At 68.5% G+C, this 15,909-nt stretch carries 14 protein-coding genes; 2 read left to right on the plus strand and 12 right to left on the minus strand.

Annotated features, from left to right (window positions below; genetic code table 11):
- Window positions 1–84 precede the first annotated feature (84 nt).
- From ACXYMW_RS09035 to ACXYMW_RS09050, 4 genes are read right to left on the minus strand one after another with little or no spacing between them, the layout of a single operon-like run.
- Window positions 85–1,281, minus strand: a complete 1,197-nt coding sequence (locus ACXYMW_RS09035; protein ID WP_459034986.1) for an ABC transporter substrate-binding protein — start codon at window positions 1,279–1,281, stop codon at window positions 85–87.
- 55 nt (window positions 1,282–1,336) lie between these two features.
- Window positions 1,337–3,067 (minus strand): acetolactate synthase catalytic subunit, encoded by a 1,731-nt coding sequence (locus ACXYMW_RS09040; protein ID WP_459034987.1) that lies wholly within the window; start codon window positions 3,065–3,067, stop codon window positions 1,337–1,339.
- 3 nt (window positions 3,068–3,070) lie between these two features.
- A complete protein-coding gene (locus ACXYMW_RS09045; RefSeq protein ID WP_459034988.1) occupies window positions 3,071–4,072 on the minus strand; it encodes an NAD(P)H-quinone oxidoreductase in 1,002 nt (333 codons plus the stop codon).
- The gene (locus ACXYMW_RS09050; RefSeq protein WP_459034989.1) at window positions 4,069–5,124 is read right to left on the minus strand and encodes a zinc-dependent alcohol dehydrogenase; all 1,056 of its coding nucleotides are present in this window, start codon (window positions 5,122–5,124) and stop codon (window positions 4,069–4,071) included. The genes ACXYMW_RS09045 and ACXYMW_RS09050 overlap by 4 nt, the downstream gene beginning before the upstream one ends.
- A 159-nt stretch (window positions 5,125–5,283) precedes the next feature.
- On the opposite strand from ACXYMW_RS09050, the gene ACXYMW_RS09055 reads away from it, so the two are divergent.
- Window positions 5,284–5,955, plus strand: a complete 672-nt coding sequence (locus ACXYMW_RS09055; RefSeq protein ID WP_459034990.1) for a GntR family transcriptional regulator — start codon at window positions 5,284–5,286, stop codon at window positions 5,953–5,955.
- A 544-nt stretch (window positions 5,956–6,499) separates the two neighbouring features.
- Here ACXYMW_RS09055 and ACXYMW_RS09060 read toward each other — a convergent pair.
- Window positions 6,500–6,796, minus strand: coding sequence for an FAD-binding protein (locus ACXYMW_RS09060; RefSeq protein WP_459034991.1), 297 nt, complete (start codon window positions 6,794–6,796; stop codon window positions 6,500–6,502).
- Between the two features lie 20 nt (window positions 6,797–6,816).
- Entirely contained in the window at window positions 6,817–7,500 is a 684-nt protein-coding gene (locus tag ACXYMW_RS09065; RefSeq protein WP_459034992.1) for a GntR family transcriptional regulator, read from the minus strand.
- A 73-nt stretch (window positions 7,501–7,573) separates the two neighbouring features.
- Between ACXYMW_RS09065 and ACXYMW_RS09070 the strand changes: the two genes are divergently transcribed.
- Complete coding sequence (locus ACXYMW_RS09070; RefSeq protein ID WP_459034993.1) at window positions 7,574–8,656, plus strand: AbrB family transcriptional regulator; 1,083 nt, start codon at window positions 7,574–7,576, stop codon at window positions 8,654–8,656.
- Between the two features lie 99 nt (window positions 8,657–8,755).
- Here the strand turns inward: ACXYMW_RS09070 and ACXYMW_RS09075 are convergent, their stop codons facing one another.
- The 6 genes from ACXYMW_RS09075 to ACXYMW_RS09100 all read right to left on the minus strand — a co-directional run bounded on the left by ACXYMW_RS09075 (window position 8,756) and on the right by ACXYMW_RS09100 (window position 15,783).
- Entirely contained in the window at window positions 8,756–10,906 is a 2,151-nt protein-coding gene (locus ACXYMW_RS09075) for a hypothetical protein (RefSeq protein ID WP_459034994.1), read from the minus strand.
- Between the two features lie 121 nt (window positions 10,907–11,027).
- A complete protein-coding gene (locus tag ACXYMW_RS09080) occupies window positions 11,028–11,543 on the minus strand; it encodes a hypothetical protein (protein ID WP_459034995.1) in 516 nt (171 codons plus the stop codon).
- On the minus strand, window positions 11,540–12,178 hold the full coding sequence (locus ACXYMW_RS09085) for a hypothetical protein (RefSeq protein WP_459034996.1): 639 nt from the start codon (window positions 12,176–12,178) through the stop codon (window positions 11,540–11,542). The genes ACXYMW_RS09080 and ACXYMW_RS09085 overlap by 4 nt, the downstream gene beginning before the upstream one ends.
- 441 nt (window positions 12,179–12,619) lie before the next feature.
- Window positions 12,620–13,783, minus strand: a complete 1,164-nt coding sequence (locus ACXYMW_RS09090; RefSeq protein ID WP_459034997.1) for a mandelate racemase/muconate lactonizing enzyme family protein — start codon at window positions 13,781–13,783, stop codon at window positions 12,620–12,622.
- Window positions 13,784–13,866: 83 nt separating this feature from the next.
- Window positions 13,867–14,778 (minus strand): LysR family transcriptional regulator, encoded by a 912-nt coding sequence (locus tag ACXYMW_RS09095; protein ID WP_459034998.1) that lies wholly within the window; start codon window positions 14,776–14,778, stop codon window positions 13,867–13,869.
- Between the two features lie 69 nt (window positions 14,779–14,847).
- A complete protein-coding gene (locus tag ACXYMW_RS09100) occupies window positions 14,848–15,783 on the minus strand; it encodes a LysR family transcriptional regulator (protein ID WP_459034999.1) in 936 nt (311 codons plus the stop codon).
- Window positions 15,784–15,909 lie beyond the last annotated feature (126 nt).

Here is a 15,909-nt window from a genome sequence, read left to right on the forward strand (position 1 = left end):
GACTGCCGGGTCTCCGGGTAGGATTGGCAAGGCACCGGGCCGCGCGCGGGGAGCATGCGCAGGCGGCCCGGGCCGTCCGGGGGCTTACTGGCCGATGATCGGCTCGGCGACGGCGGCGTCCGCGGGGTAGACGGTGACGAGCTTGCCGTCCTGCCACTGCATGCCCATCATCATCGCGCGCTCGTTCTGGTTGTTCTCACCGAACTTGATACCATAGCCCGCGGCGGTCTCGCCCTCGGCCACGTCGACCGCCTGCATCGCCGCGACGATCTGGTCGGCCTCGAGCCCCTCGCCGGCGTCGATGCCCTGCAGCACCGCCAGCGCGCCGACGTAGTTGTTCAGCGAATGGCCCGAACGCGGATCCTCGCCGTATTTCTCCTGATAGGCGGTCAGGAACTCCTCGAGGCCCGGCGTGAACTCGGTGTTGACGGCGTATTGCGTGAAGTCGACGTCGTAGACGCCCTCCATCTTCTCGCCCACCGCCTCGGCCGTGGCAGTCAGCGAATAGCCGCCGCCGCCGCCGATCACCGCCTTCGGCGCGAACCCGGCCTCGGCGGACTGGTTGAGGAACAGCACGGAATCGTTCTGGTAGGAGGTCTGCAGCACCACGTCGACGCCGCGGTCCTTCAGGTCGAGCACCAGCGAGGACATGTCGACGGTGTTCGCCGGATAGCCCTGCACGGTGACGATGTTGAGGCCCTTCTCCTCGCCGTAGCGCTCCTGATGGCCCGCGACCGAGGTGCCGTAGGCGCTGTCTTCGTGGATCACGCCCACGGTCAGTTCGCCCGGCTCCACGCCGAGGCCCGGCGCGATCTGCTCGAGGATCATGTCGACGATCATGATGCCCATCGACTCCGCGGTCGGGTTGGTGCGGAAGAGGTATTGCAGGCCGCGGCTGGTCACCTCATCGGCCACCGCGCCGAGCTCGAAATAGGGGATGCCCGAGAGCTCCGCGACCTGGCTCGCGGCGATGGAGCGCGAGGAGGAATAGGTGCCGAGGATCGCCACGACGCCTTCGCGGCTGATCAGCCGGCGGGCCTCGCCGATGGCCTGGTTGTTGTCGACGGCATCGCCGCGCACCAGCTCCACCGGCTCGCCCTGCACGCCGCCTGCGGCGTTGATCTCGTCCACGGCGATCTCCACGCCGCGGTAGCTTTCCTCGCCCAGCAGCGCCAGGCTGCCCGAGAACGGGAACAGCGCACCGAACTTCACCTCGGCCTGTGCCGCTCCGGCGAGCAGCGCCGATACCGCGGTCGCGGTCAGCAATCCCTTGAACGTCATGATGTCTCCTCCCTTTGGGTTGTGGCGGCGCCTCCCCGGCCCGCCCGTGTCGAGCTCAGTAGTCGAGGGCGTCCTTGCCCATGAACGAGGTGATCGGCGGGTGCGCGCGCTCGTCGGTCACGACGTCGATCACCGTCACCGTGTCGCGGCCCATCGCCGCCTCCAGCGCCGGCGCGAAGTCCTCCGGCCGGTCGACGCGCACGCCCTCGCAGCCGACCGCGCGGGCGATCGCCGCGTGATCGACGGCGGTGAAATGCACGACATCGGTATGGGCGCCGAAGAGGCTCAGCTCGGCGTGCTTCTGGTAGCCGAGGATCTGATTGTTGAGCACGATCACCACAACCGGCAGATCCATCCGCCGCGCGGTCTCGAGCTCGCCCCAGACGTGGCCGAAGCCGCCGTCGCCGGTCAGGCAGACCACCGGCGCATCGGGCCGCGCCGCCTTGGCGCCGAGCGCGAAGGGCAGCCCCCAGCCAAGCCCCGCGAGGCCGCGCGGCGTGATGAACCGCTGCCCGGCGCGCTTCGCCGTCAGCCCGTTGGCGACCCAGATCGAGGCATAGGAGGCGTCGGCCACCGCGATGGCGTCCTCCGGCAGCACCGCGTCGAGGTCGCGCATCAGCCGCTCCGGGCGCAGCGGCGCCGCGTCCCAGTCGATCAGCGTGTCGAGGTCGCGGCGATGCGCCGCCCGGCCCTCGGCGATGCGGGCCTCCAGCGCGCTGCGCCGCGACGCCATCGCGGATGTGCCCGCCGCCTCCAGCGCCTCGGCCAGCGCCGCCAGTGTCAGCTTGGCGTCGCCCTTGAGGCGCAACGCCTCGTAGTTGCGGCCGATCTCGGCCCCGTCGATGTCGATATGGATGTAGCGCGCGTCCTGCGGGTAGAGCTGCCAGCTGTCGGTGCCGTTCTGGTTGGTGCGGTTGCCGACCAGCAGCACCACGTCGGCCCCGGTGACCAGCTCGCGCTGGTGCGCGGCGCGCGCGCCGGGCGCCATGAAGTAGCCCACCACGCCGAGCGAGAGCGGATGCGTCTCCGCCACCGCGCCCTTGCCCATCACCGTGGTCGCCACCGGCAGGCCCAGCTCCTGCAACCGTCCGAGCTCCGCCACCGCGCCGCTGCCGTGCACGCCGCCGCCGGCGATCACCACCGGCCGCTCGGCCCCGGCCAGCAGCGCCGCCGCCTCGGCCACCCGCGCCGGATCCGCGCCCATGCGGTCGAGCGGCCAACGCCCGAGGTCGGCCTGCCGCCGCGGCGCCTCGGCCGACAGGTCGGGCCGCTCGTCGAGCAGGTCCACCGGCACCATCAGCACCGCCGGCCCCGGCCGTCCCGAGGCCGCCGCGGTGAAGGCCATGTCGACGTAATCGTCGATGCGCGAGACATCGGCGACCCGGCGCACCCATTTCGACACGCCGCCGAAGAGCGCGAAGTGGTCCATTTCCTGGAAGGCGTTGCGATCGGTGAACTTGCGGTGCACGTCCTGCACGATCGCCACCACCGGCACGGAGGCCTTCTGCGCCTCGGCCAGACCCGGCACCAGTAGCGTCGCGGCCGGTCCGTTCTGCGCCGTGACCACCGGCACCTTGCCGGAAACGCGGGCATAGGCGTCGGCCATCGCCGCGCCGCCGTTCTCGGTGCGGTAGCCGACCTGCCGGATGCCGTGATCGGGTGCGGCGAGGATCAGCGCCGAGGGCAGCGACTGGCCGAAGATCTCGGTCACGCCGTGCCGCGCCAGCGCCGCGGCCATGATCTGCGCGCCGGTGACGTTGCGGGTCGGGGTGTCGTGTCGGGTCATCGCTCAGGCCTCGCCGTTCATCAGGAGCACGATCTTGCCGACGTGCTGGCCACCATCCATGCGGGCATGAGCGGCGGTGACCTCGGCCAGCGGATAGGTGCTGTCGATCGGCGGCTTCACCCGCCCCTCGGCGAGGAGCGGCACCACGTTCTCGATCAGCGCGCGGGCGAGCTTTGCCTTCATCGCCACCGGCCGCGCGCGCAGCGTGGAGGCGGTCAGCGTGCCGCGCTTCATCAGCAGCGGCAGCAGGTCGAGTTCGGCCTTGCTGCCCTGCTGGAAGGCGATCTGCGAGATCCGGCCGTCTGGGGCCAGAAGCTCGATGTTGCGCTGCAGGTAGGGCCCGCCGACCATGTCGAGGATCACGTCGGGGCCGGTGCCGCCGGTCATCTCGCGCGCCGCTGCGACGAAATCGGTCTCGCGGTAGTTGATCGCGTGATCGGCGCCGAGCGTCGTGGCGGCGGCGCATTTCTCGGCGCTGCCGGCGGTCACGATGACGGTGGAGCCGCGCGCCTTGGCAAGCTGGATCGCCGTGGTGCCGATGCCCGAGGTGCCGCCGTGGATCAGCAGGGTCTCGCCCGGCTGCAGCGCGGCGCGCTCGAACACGTTGGACCAGACGGTGAAGAAGGTCTCGGGGATCGCCCCGGCCTCGGCCATGCTCAGACCCTCGGGCACCGGGATGGCGATGGCGGCGTCGAGCACCGCCCAGTCGGCATAGGCACCGGAATGCACCAGCCCCATCACCCGGTCGCCCGGGGCAAAGCCCTCGACCCCCTCCCCCAGCGCCGCCACGACGCCGGCAAGTTCCAGCCCGAAGACCTCGGAGGCGCCCGGCGGCGGCGGGTAGTTGCCCTGCCGCTGCATCACGTCGGGGCGGTTCACGCCCGCGGCGCGCACCTCGATCAGGAGCTGGCCGGGGCCGGGTTCGGGGCGCGGGCGGCTCACCACGCGCAGCACCTCGGGGCCACCGGCCCCCTCCGCGATCACCGCCCTCGTCGTCTCGGTCATTCGATTGGTCCTTCGGTCATGTCGGGTTGGAGCAGCACCTTCATCGCCGTGCCGCCGCGCGCCAGCTCCAGCGCGTCGAGGCCCCGCGACAGCGGCAGCCTGTGGGTGATCAGCGCGTCGAGCCGCGGCCCTTCGCGGGTAAGCAGGTCAAGCGCCGCGGCGAAGGCCGCCGGCGTGGTGTCATGGGCGCCGCGGATCTGCTTCTTGCCGCGCACCAGCTGGGCAAGGTCGATCTCGGCCGGACGGGCGTGGATGCCGGCGACCACGAGAACGCCCTCGGGCCGCAGCGCCGCCAACCCCTGCCCTACGGAGGCCGCTGCGCCGCTGGCCTCGATCACCCGGTCGGCGCTGCCGCCGAAGGCGCGCGTCAGGGCCGCGTCCAGCGTCCCGTCGGCCAGGTCATGGCGCCGCGCGAGGCCCAGCCGGCCGGCGACTTCCAGCCGCGCGGTGTCGTTCAGGCCGACCAGCAGCACCTCGGCGCCGCGGTCCTGCGCCACCACGGCAGAGGCCGCGCCGATCGGTCCCGGGCCCAGCACCACCACCCGGTCGCCCGGCGCGATCTCGGCCAGATCGACCGCGTTCACCGCGATCGCCAGCGGTTCGGCCAACGCGGCGCGGTCGAAGGCCAGCGCCTCGGGGATCGGGTGCAGGGTCGAGGCCGGCACCCGCACCCGTTCGGCGAAGCCGCCGTCGCGGTGCAGCCCGACGATCTGCCGTGCCTCGCAGGCCGAAGGCCGGCCGGCGGTGCAGCCCGGACAGCTACCGCAGGTCAGCGTCGGCCAGCAGACCACGCGCTCGCCCGCGCTGCGGTTGGCGACCCCGGCCCCCACGGCGGTCACCGTGCCGGCGAATTCGTGCCCGATGGTCACCGGCAGGTGCTCGGCCATGAAGCCGTAGCCGGCGTCCCAGGCCACCGCGTGCAGGTCGCTGCCGCAGATGCCCGCGGCACCGACCGCGACCTCCACCATGCCCGGCGCGGGCAGGCGGTCGGCAAAGCCGGTCTCGACCAGCTCCGCGCCGGGCGCGGGCCGGGTCTTGCGCAGGGCAAGCATGGGTCTGTCTCCTCCGTCCTTCCGCCTTTGCGGCGCCGGGCCGGCGTGTCACGATGAAAGGGTGGCGTCAGTGTCCGTTATGTTTTATTTGTTATAACAGACGATGCAGAAGGAGCGGGGCAGATGTCAAGACACTCGGCGAACATTGCGAAATCTGCCGTGGGATCAGACGATTGGGCCCGTCCTCTCGAACGCGAGAACCTCAGCGACCGGGCCTACCTGGCGATTCGCGGCGCGCTGATGCGCGGCCAGCTGAAGCCGGGAGAGCGGATGCGCCTGCGGCCGATGTCGGAACGCTTCGGCATCTCGCTGACGCCGATGCGCGAGGCGCTGCTGCGGCTGGTCTTCGAGCGCGCGATGATCTTCGACGAGCGCGGCACCGCCACGGTGCCTCAGCTGACCCTGCCGCAACTGCTGGAGATCCGCGGCATCCGCATGGACCTCGAGGGCAACACCGCCGCCGCCGCCGCCACCGCCGCCACCGAGGAGGAGATCGCCGCGCTCGAGAGCATCCAGGCCGGCATCGCGGAGTGCCACGCGGCAGCGAACTTCGACGACGCGGTGCATCTCAACACCGAATTCCACCTCGCGCTCTGCCGCGCCGGGCGCATGCCGATCACCTACGATCTTGTGGAGAACCTCTGGGCACGCTGCGGCCCGATCCTGTCGCATCTCTATGACGCCGGCGTGCCCGAGAACTGGGTGCCGCACCCGCACGAACGGGTGCTGGAGGCGCTGCGCCGGCGCGACCCGGAGGCCGCCGCCGCCGGCATCCGCTTCGACATCGAGATGGGCGGCCAAGGGCTTCTAAATCATGTCGCCGGGAAATGACGGCTGAGACACGCGCGCATCAGTTCGGAGATCGAGGGAAGCGCAAGCCGTCTAGCCGTGGTCAACAACAAAGTCGTCCGGAGCGGTGGGCGGCGCGGGCCAGCCCGCCGGGCCAGGCGAAGGCGTCCCAGCTGTCGTGGCGCAGCTCGGCAGGGCGACCTCGCCGGGTTCGGCGTGACCATCGGCACCGTCTTCGGACGCATCGCGGGACAGGCGCCCGCGGTGCTGACGGGCTTCCGGCTGTGCTTTGCCTCGACCGCCTCGGGCACGATCCTGCACTGTGAGGTTGCGGATCGGGCCCGACGCGGTGGCGCATGGCCCGCAGCGGTCGACCTTCAGCCCGAGATAGGTGACGGTGACGCCGGTCTTAAGCGAGTGCCGTAAAACGGCGGTTCGGTGCGCGGCCGGGCCCAGTTGGTCTTGGGCGTCGTCCGGCCGGTGGTCGCCACGCCGTCCCGTCGGGTGGAAGTCGGAGGTGTCGCCGCAGGCGGCGTTGAACGCGGCCGCGGTGGCGGTGAGCGCGTTGGCAATGCGCTACTAGGCGTTAACTACGTCTTGCCGCCGCCCATGAGGCAGGCGTTGGTGCGCGCGACAGCGTGCCCGAGAGCGCGGGCCGGAAGCGGACGCAGTGCGCCTCCATCCACGGCAGGCAGTCCTCAGCGAGCCGGATCGCCGTGCGGGCGAGCTGTGCCGGCCCGCCATGCAAGCAGCGGAAGTTGCGGATGTGGCGCGAATTGCCGCCGTGGCAGGGCTTCGGCGCGGCCTCGAGGATCAGAACCCGGGCGCCGGCCTCGGCGGCCTCGATGGCGGCGCGGAGCGCGGCGTTGCCGCCGCCGATCACTGCGACGTCGTATTGGTCGCCTAAAGCAGGTCTCCATCGTCGAGAGGCACGGTGCGGGCGCGCACGGCGCGGACGCGGACGCGCTGCGCCGCCTCGATATGGGCGCGCATGGCTGCCTCGGCCGCGGCGCCGTCGCGGGCGGCGAGCGCCTCGAGCACCGCGCGGTGCTCGGTCACCGCCGCGGCGGCGCGGTCGGGTTCGGTCAGGGTGGTCGGCCCGAGGATCATCAGCGCGCGCTGCAGGCTCTGCATCGAGCGCGCGAGGAAGCGGTTCTTGGCGGCATCGAGCAGGGCGGCGTGGAACTGGCGGTTGAGCTCGACGGCGCGCGGATCGGTGCCGAGCCCGGCCAGCTCGTCGTTCAGCGCCGCCAACTCCTCGATCTCCAGCGCCGAGGCGGCGCGGGCGGCGAGCCGCGCCGCGGTGCCCTCGAGCACGGCGCGCATCTCGTAGAGCTCCATCACCTCGGCGTAGTCGAGCGCCCGGATGGTGGCGCCCTGCCGCGGCACATGGGTGATCAGGCCGTCGGCCTCGAGCTGGCGGATCGCTTCGCGCACCGGGGTGCGGCTGACGCCGAGCCGCTCCGACAGCTCGATCTCGCGCAGCCGGTCGCCGGAGGTCAGCCGCCCCTGCCGGATCTCGTCGAGCAGGCGGCGGTAGGTCTGCTGCCCCTGGCCCTCTCCGGATGTGTCGTCACCGCGCGCCACGGGTTCCCCCTTGCAGTTTGTGTGCAGTTGGATACAAACGGATGCAGAGGATGTCAACCTGCGGGAGTACGCCATGTCCGGCGCGCCGAGATCCGAGACCGCCGAGGCATGGTCCCCCTGGACGCGGCGCGCCATCACGCTTGCCGTGGCGGCGGCCGGCACCGCCGCCTTCCACGCCGCCGGCCTGCCCCTGCCGTTCCTCTTCGGGCCGCTCTTCGCCTGCCTCGCCGCGGCGCTCTGCCGGGTGCCGCTGGCGGATTTCGGGCAGGTCTCGGTGGGCGCGCGGACGATCCTCGGCGTCGCGGTCGGTGCCTCGCTCACCCCGGCGGTGCTGGGCCGGGTGCCCGAAATGGCGCTGTCGATCGCCATGGTGCCGGTCTTCATCGCGGTGATCGGCGCCGTCGGCATCCCGTTCTTCCGCCGGGTCTGGGGCTTCGACCGCGCCACCGCCTATTACGCGGCGATGCCGGGCGGGCTGCAGGACATGGTGATCTTCGGCATCGAGGCCGGCGGCGATGCCCGGGCGCTGTCGCTGATCCACGCCACCCGGGTGCTGTTCATCGTCACGCTGGCGCCGATCCTGCTGGTGCAGGTCTATGGCAGCACGCTCGACAATCCGATGGGGGCGCCGGCCGCCGAGCTGCCGCTGTCGGAGATGGCGTTGATGGTCGCGGCGGCGCTGATCGGCTGGAAGGGGGCGGAGCGCATCGGCCTGTTCGGCGCCTCGATCCTCGGGCCGCTGATCGTCGCCGGCGCCCTGACGCTGGGCGGGGCGATCCACACCCGTCCGCCGGCCGAGGCGATCCTTGCCGCACAATTCTTCATCGGCGCCGGCCTCGGCGTCCATTTCACCGGCGTCACCCTGCGCGAGCTCGGCCGCGACGTCGCCGCCGGGGCGGCCTACGTGGCGGTGCTGGCGGCGCTGGCGGCCGGCGCGGCCACGCTGGTGACCTGGCTCGGGGTGGCGGGCGATGTCGAGGCCTTCCTCGCCTTCGCGCCGGGCGGCCAGGCCGAGATGACGGTCCTGGCCATCGTCGCGGGCGCCGATCTCGGCTACGTCATCGCGCACCACCTGACACGGATCGTGCTGGTGATCCTCGGCGCGCCGATGGTCGCCGGGATCAGGCGTCGCGGCCGCGCCGGACCTCGGGATTGATCATGGTCTCGGGCGCGCCCGTGGCCTTCACCGGATCGAAGATGTCGGCGAATTGCAGCTCGAACTGGTCCTAGCCGCAGACTGGAATTGCCGCCACCGTCAGAGGTCTGGCGATTTCGGGGCGGACGTTTGGGGGGCCACGCCCGCTCCTCCTGCATAGGCCTTGAGATCAATCAGCGCAGCCAGCATGAGTGCCTGATCTTCGAGAGGCTCGAGTTTGACGATCAGGGTCGGGCCGCACGTGTCAAAGAATCCGGGCGTCGCCATTCTTTTGATCGCGGAATTATCCCCGAGAAACCCACCCACGTGAATCTGCGGCGTCTGGGTTTGAATGAACGGGTCGAGCCCGGGGATTTCCTCCTGTGTCTTGAGCGACATGAGATCATAGGTGGGGTAGATGTCGGCGTAACAGCGGGCTCCATAATCCCCGGCTTGCGTAATCTCGGGGCTATCCTCGCGCGCGCCAGGATGCTCGGTCCATACAAGACCCCAGTCCGACTCGAATTTCGGCATTCCGTACTTCTCGCGCAAACTGTTTGCGAGGACCTCAGCTGTGACGCCGGGCTCTGTCATCAGGATACGCGATATCCCAGCCAGGCGCGCAGGATCGGCTTTGTCCGGAATGAGCGCTATCTGCTCCAGTCCCCTCGCGGCCACGAGCACCGTGAAATCCTGCAAGGGCAACGGCGTTGACCGGGGCGGCAGCGTGGCGGTCCAGCCCACCTGCATGTGAGCGCGCAGGCGCTCGGCGGCCTCGACCATGTCAGTCCCGAGAGTGACCCCGAGCATGTCGGCCGGGAAGCTGCCCTCCGCAACCACTGGCGCATCGACCTTCGGGCGGGCAAATATGTCGGTGACGACAGGCGCGACATCGGAAAGCTGCAGCGCGGCTAGTGGAATGTTCGACCCGTCGTCCACGACGCTCGCTGCGATGGGACGCACGGCGATGACGAGGGTTCTGGCGGTTTCAGGACCAAATATCCAAGCCTTTCCGATTTCGAACGAAACGAGAAGATTGTCTGCATTCCGCGCTGCCCCGGTGGCCGGACGCGGCGCGCGCCATGCGTCGAAGGGCGCCGGAAGAACAAGCCACATCTCGGAGATCGTTTGGTCCGGCAGGACGAGCGACCCCCCCACCAGATGCGATCCGGGCACCTGCAGCGCAGCGCCGATCGCCTCAGTCGAGGGCCCGAGATAAGGGACAGGATGAACCTCCTCTTCGTCATCTTCCGCCACCTGCATGTTCCACCTCAAGTGCAGGGTACCATTGGAAGACGCGCCAAAAAGCGCCTCCGGTTCGGCCGTCATGGGGTCAACCGGGACCACCGAAGAGACCAGCGCCGCAAGGTCCGCTGCGCGGTAAACATCAAAAACGGGACCGTCTTCCTGCGGCAGCCGGTAGAGTTCTTGAATGGGGTCGATCTGGCTGTGAAGGCGGTATGGCGGTCCGCCGTTGATGGCGACCCGGATCGTCGACCTTCCCTGTTGATCCAACACGATCGCGCTCTGCGCAACAGCATCGAACACGAGAAAGGGCCACTCGGAGCCCTGCTCCGCAGCAAGTTTCTGGGCCTCGGCTTCGCCAGCCGGGATGAAGACAGGAGATTGCGCGATATCGGGGATGAATTCCGTCGGAAACATCGTCCGGGAACTCCCCGCTATATCCCGCACGCAATTATCCAGGATATTGGCATCAAGTGGAAAGCCTTCTGCCTGAAAGTCATATCCGCGGAGATGGACTTGGCAGAAAAATTGCACCGATATCTCGGAAGAGAGACCGCCAGACGTTTCAGAGAGCCGTTGCCGGACCGCCTCCGCCAAGTTGCGTGCTTGAAACGGGTCGAGGAGGGAGCCAGCCGTTAGAACCGGGCCAAACGCTTCGGTTCGCTGAAGAAGAAGACGTCTTCCCTCATCGGGCGCTGGCAACTCTGCCGCGATCAGTGAAAGAATCTCGTCGCGCGGCAACAAATCTATTGCCGTCAAAGCATCATAATCGTTCCCAACGATCTCTTCCAGATTCGCGGTCACAAAATACGCGGTAAAACTTTTCTGATTTTCAATGATCTGATCATAGCTCGTTCCATCAGGAAGAGTCATGATACTGTCATATACTGATAGTGGTGCATCAGTTTCACTGGCTGCCTCCTGAGCTGACACCTTACCTGGAACGCATGCGACAAGCGCGGATAGAACAGTTGCAACCAGAAACAATTGAAAGAAGATCGTGTGCGAGGCCCGGACCATCATCATTTTCAGCCTTCCAATGTTAAAATCCTCTCCGCAGAGAGCGACCTCCAAAGCAATGCGATTATGGTGAAATCTGTCTGTGTGGGAATGCTTGGCCTTTCCCCGTAAAACGAAAAATTGGCAGCTACATATTCATAATGATCGCGGACGTTCCATCGTCCACACATTCCCCGCTGTTCCCCGCTTGCGAATAGTGGATCCAGATCACCCTTTGCGGCGCCAACAGGTTCAAGCCGTCGCAGGGTCCGCGACCACCCTCTGGCGTGCCATTTTCGGCACTGGACCCGTAGCCGAATATGGATTGCGCCAGTTGCAGGCCGATCGCCCGGGCGGTGGCAAGAGGCACCTGCGTGGACTGAACAACGCAATATGTCTGCCCAGGCTCAGTGAGTGCGATACCGTAAACTCCGGCGCCCGAGAACTCGTGCGTACCCGGATCCATACCTGGGGCAAGCGCAAAGCCTGCCTTGCGAAGATCAAGTATGACGTGCTCTGGCGAACCGTAATTTCGCATGCACGCTTCGGAGGCTGCGTACATCGCATTCGCCGCGGGTGTGAGCCCTTGCGCGAGGGTTGCAGAACCGCTGCCGGCTGAAACCCCGGACAGAAGCAGCAAGAGAATGCTCTTAAAATAATTCATCGTTCCGCTCCAAAATGTCTGCTCCCGCTGAGAACGAACTCACCGGAGAAAAGATTTACGATCATCATCACATCTGGATCGTCGATCCAGTTCTTCACCATTCGCCAGGACACGGACGGCACCGCAGGTCCAGGGTCAAAGGAAGCTCCCGGAGCGGCGGCAAGTATCCCGCCGACGGAGATTGCGTTTGTAAAACGCTCCGATACCAGTTCAACAAATATCCGATCCATTTCTTCAGCCGACGGGAAGTCCATGTTGAACCCGGCGACGGTGCAGGTAATTACCGCCTTGGAATCACTCAGGGCGAACAAGCTTTGCTCTATCCACGCGATTCGGGCTGCCGGTTCAAACGGCGCATAGCGGATGGCGCGCACGTTCGCGTCCGCAGAAAGGCCATGGGCGACCACGCCCTCACGTCGAGAGAGACCTTCCACGTAGGCGTCGCGATCGACAAAGGCGCTTCCGCAAAATTCGATGAAATGGTCCAATCCACCCGCCAACCAGAGCTCGGTCTGAGAGCGATCCTGAACCCCGGCTTCCTGCGCAGAGGTCGGAGCCCAGAGCGCTGAGAGCGCCAGTAGCCGGATGCAGATCCTGAAGACAGTTCGTGGCCGCATGGCAATATCGCGCCCCACAGTGTCTATATATATGAAATAGATATACAAAATGACCCAGAGTGGATGCTACCCGGTCTTCTGAGTTGAGAAACCATATCACTTTCCGACGCGTTCCTGAAGACACCGGTGGGGCACGAGATCCAGATCAGCCCGGGCCAGTTCCTGACTCCGCATCTCGGCGCCGCAACGGCGGCCCACCAGACCCCGACGCGGGCCAGCCAGGGCGGGATCACGACCAGCCACCGCCTTCCGCTTCGCCGGATGCGACCGGATACCAAGCGCGATCGGCACCTCGGCCTTCTGGTCGGCGATGGACGACTGCCAGACCGGCGCCTCAGGGGAGGTCGGCCGCGACGTCCAGACCCGCTGGTCGCGGATCCGCTAAGGCGCGCTTCGAGCCGACGCGCCGCCGGTGAAGAACCGACGGCGCGTCTTGCTGACCCGGGGCCCCGGGTCGCGCTACTCCGCGAAGTCGCGCATCACCGCGATCAGGTCGGATTTGCCCTCGAAGCCGATCCCCGGCAGTTCCGGCATCACGATATGGCCGTCCTCGACCGCGACGCCGTCGGGGAAGCCGCCATAGGGCTGGAACAGGTCCGGGTAACTCTCGTTGCCGCCCAGGCCCAGCCCGGCGGCGATGTTGAGCGACATCTGGTGGCCGCCATGCGGGATGCAGCGCCGCGGCGACCAGCCCATCTCGTCCAGCACGTCGAGGGTGCGCAGGTATTCCACCAGCCCGTAGGACAGCGCGCAGTCGAATTGCAGCCAGTCGCGGTCCGGCCGCATGCCGCCGTGGCGCAGGAGGTTGCGCGCGTCCTGATGCGAGAACAGGTTCTCGCCGGTGGCCATCGGGCCGGGATAGAATTCGGCCATCGCCGCCTGCAGCCGGTAGTCCAGCGGGTCGCCGATCTCCTCGAACCAGAACAGCGGGTATTGGCGCAGCATCCTGGCGTAGGCGATGGCGGTCTCCAGATCGAAGCGGCCATTGGCGTCGACCGCGAGCTGCGCCTCCGACCCTATCTCCGCCAGGACCGCCTCGATCCGTCTTTGGTCCTCGTCGAGCGCGGCGCCGCCGATCTTCATCTTCACCACATTGTAGCCGCGGTCGAGATAGCCGCGCATCTCGGCCCTGAGCGCGCTGTCGTCCTTGCCGGGGTAGTAGTAGCCGCCGGCGGCGTAGACGAAGACCCGCGGCTCGGCCTCCCGGCCCTTCTGCTCGGCCAGCAGGCGGAACAGCGGCTGGCCGGCGATCTTGGCCACCGCGTCCCAGACCGCCATGTCGATGGTGCCCACCGCGACCGAACGCTCGCCATGCCCGCCGGGCTTCTCGTTGGCCATCATCGCCGCCCAGACGCGGTGCGGGTCGAGATTGTCGCCGGCCTCGGTCAGCAGGCTTTCCGGGTCGGCCTCGAGGATGCGGTCGCGGAAGCGTTCGCGGATCAGCCCGCCCTGCCCGTAACGGCCGTTGGAGTTGAAGCCGTAGCCGACCACGCGGCGGCCGTCGCGGACCTGGTCGGTGACCACGGCGACAAGGCTCGCGGTCATCTTGCTGAAGTCGATATAGGCGTTGCGGATCGGCGAGGCGATCGGCTTGGTGACCTCGCAAATGTCGAGGATGCGCATGGCGGGGGTCCTTCTGGTGGCCTGTCCTGCGCCGCTGATAGCGCGCTGCGGCGCCCGTGGGCCAATGCCGATGCGGCGTATATTCATGCGCGACGGGCATTAATCGCGGGGTCGGTGGCGCGCTGCCAGAAGGCCTCGCAATGCGGTGACATGCGGGCGCGGGGGCGGTAGATCACCACCTCCACTGGCACCTCGAACCCCGCATTGCCGGCGCGCACCAGCGTGCCGCGGGCGAGATCCGCCTCGGCCAGCGACAGCGGCAGGAAGGCCACGCCCTGCCCCTGCTTGGCCATTTCGAGATTGGTCGCGGCGAGCACCGAATGCAGCACCGGGGTCAGCCCCGGCGCCCCTGTCCGGGCCCAGTGCGCCTCCAGGATGGCCGAGAGGCCGGAGGCCGCGGCATAGGCGAGGCCGGGCGCCGCGGGCCCCGTCCCGAGCCGCCAGCGCGGCCCGCCATCCGCGCCGGGGGCGCAGAGCGGCACCAGCCGGTCGGCGCCGATGGCGTGGCTGCGGAACTGCCGCTCCGGCAGGCCCTCGGCCTCGGTCGGCGCCTTGTGGCAGATGAAGAACTGCGCCTCGCCGCCCTGCATCAGCCGGCGGCACTGGCGGTGCGAATCCGACACCATGTTGAGCGCGCCGGTGCCGGTCGGCCCGTCGATCGACAGCAGCCAGCGCGGCACGAAGGTGTAGGACAGCGCATGGGTGGCGGCGAGGGTCAGGCTGCGCTGGCTCTGGCCGACGGCCTCCAGCGCCTCGGCCCGCGCCTCGGCGAGGCCGCGCACCAGACCCCGCGCCCGCGGCTCGAAGGCGCGGCCGGCGGCGGTCAGTGTCACGCTGCGGGTGCTGCGCGTCACCAGCGCGGTGCCGAGCGCCGCCTCGAGGCTGCGGATGCGGCGGCTGAAGGCCGGCTGCGTGGTGCCCCGCGCCTCCGCCGCGCGCGAGAAGTTGAGCTGCCGCGCCAGTTCGAGGAAGTCTTCCAGAAGCCCCAGGTTCATGCCGCCCTCCCTGCCCCGCCATATATGCGCGCCAGGCATGAGGCATGGCAAGCGCGGCCCGTCCCGGGCTCAGCCCGACCCGAGGTCGGCGGCGTCGAGCTGCATCGGGCTCTGCGCGTTGGCGGCGCGCAGCCGTTCGGCGAGGTGATCGTCGAAGAGCCGCACCCGCGCCGTCAGGGTGTGTTTCTCGGGGTAGATCGCGGTGATGTTGGCGGTCTGGTGATAGTCCGGCAGCAGCACCCGCAGGCGGCCGTCGCGGACATGGCGCGCGATGTCCCATTCCGAGCGCATCATGATGCCCTGCCCGGCCAGCATCCATTCGCGCGCCATCTCGCCGTCATTGGTGCTGAGCCCGCCGGCGACCCGGGCGCTGTGGCTCTCTCCGTCGCGGCCGTCGAAGCGCCAGATATCGTAGATGTCGTGCTCCTGCCGCAGCACGATGCAGTCGTGGCGCTGCAGCTCCAGCAGAGTCTGCGGCGTGCCGAACTCGGCAAGGTAGGAGGGCGCGGCACAGATGAAGCGGCGGTTGCGCTGCAGCAGGCGCTGCACGAGGTTGCTGCTCGGCAGGGTGCCGAAGCGGATGTTCAGGTCGAACCCCTCCTCGACGATGTTGACCGGCGCGTCGGTGACCACGAGCTGCACCTCGACCTCCGGGTAGCGTCGCTTGAAGCTGGAGACCGCCGGCGCGATGTGGTCGCGGCTGAAGCCGAAGGCGGCATTGATCCTGAGCAGCCCGCTCGGCGTCTCGCGCGCCCGGTTCAGGCTGCTCTCGAGATCCTCGATCTCGGCCAGGAGGCGCGCCGCCTTGCGGAAATAGGCCTCGCCCTCGCCGGTCAGGCTGATGCGGCGGGTGGTGCGGTGGACCAGCCGCACGCCCAGCCGCTCTTCCAGCCGCGCCAGCCGCCGGCTCACCGCCGAGGCGGTGATGCCGATGTCGCGCGCGGTCTCGCTCATGTTGCCGCGCCGCGCCAGCCGCACGAAGAAGCCCAGATCGCCTTCGCTCATTATCAACCTCAACGCACAGATGAAGTGCATGATATGAAATTATAGATTTCCGAGAAGCAGTCTAGGCTCCCCCTGTCCGGCGTCGAGGAGGCGCCGGGCGACCTGCCGGGCGGGCCATTTTGCCGG

The sequence above is a fragment of the Roseivivax sp. CAU 1761 genome (genome assembly GCF_054482755.1).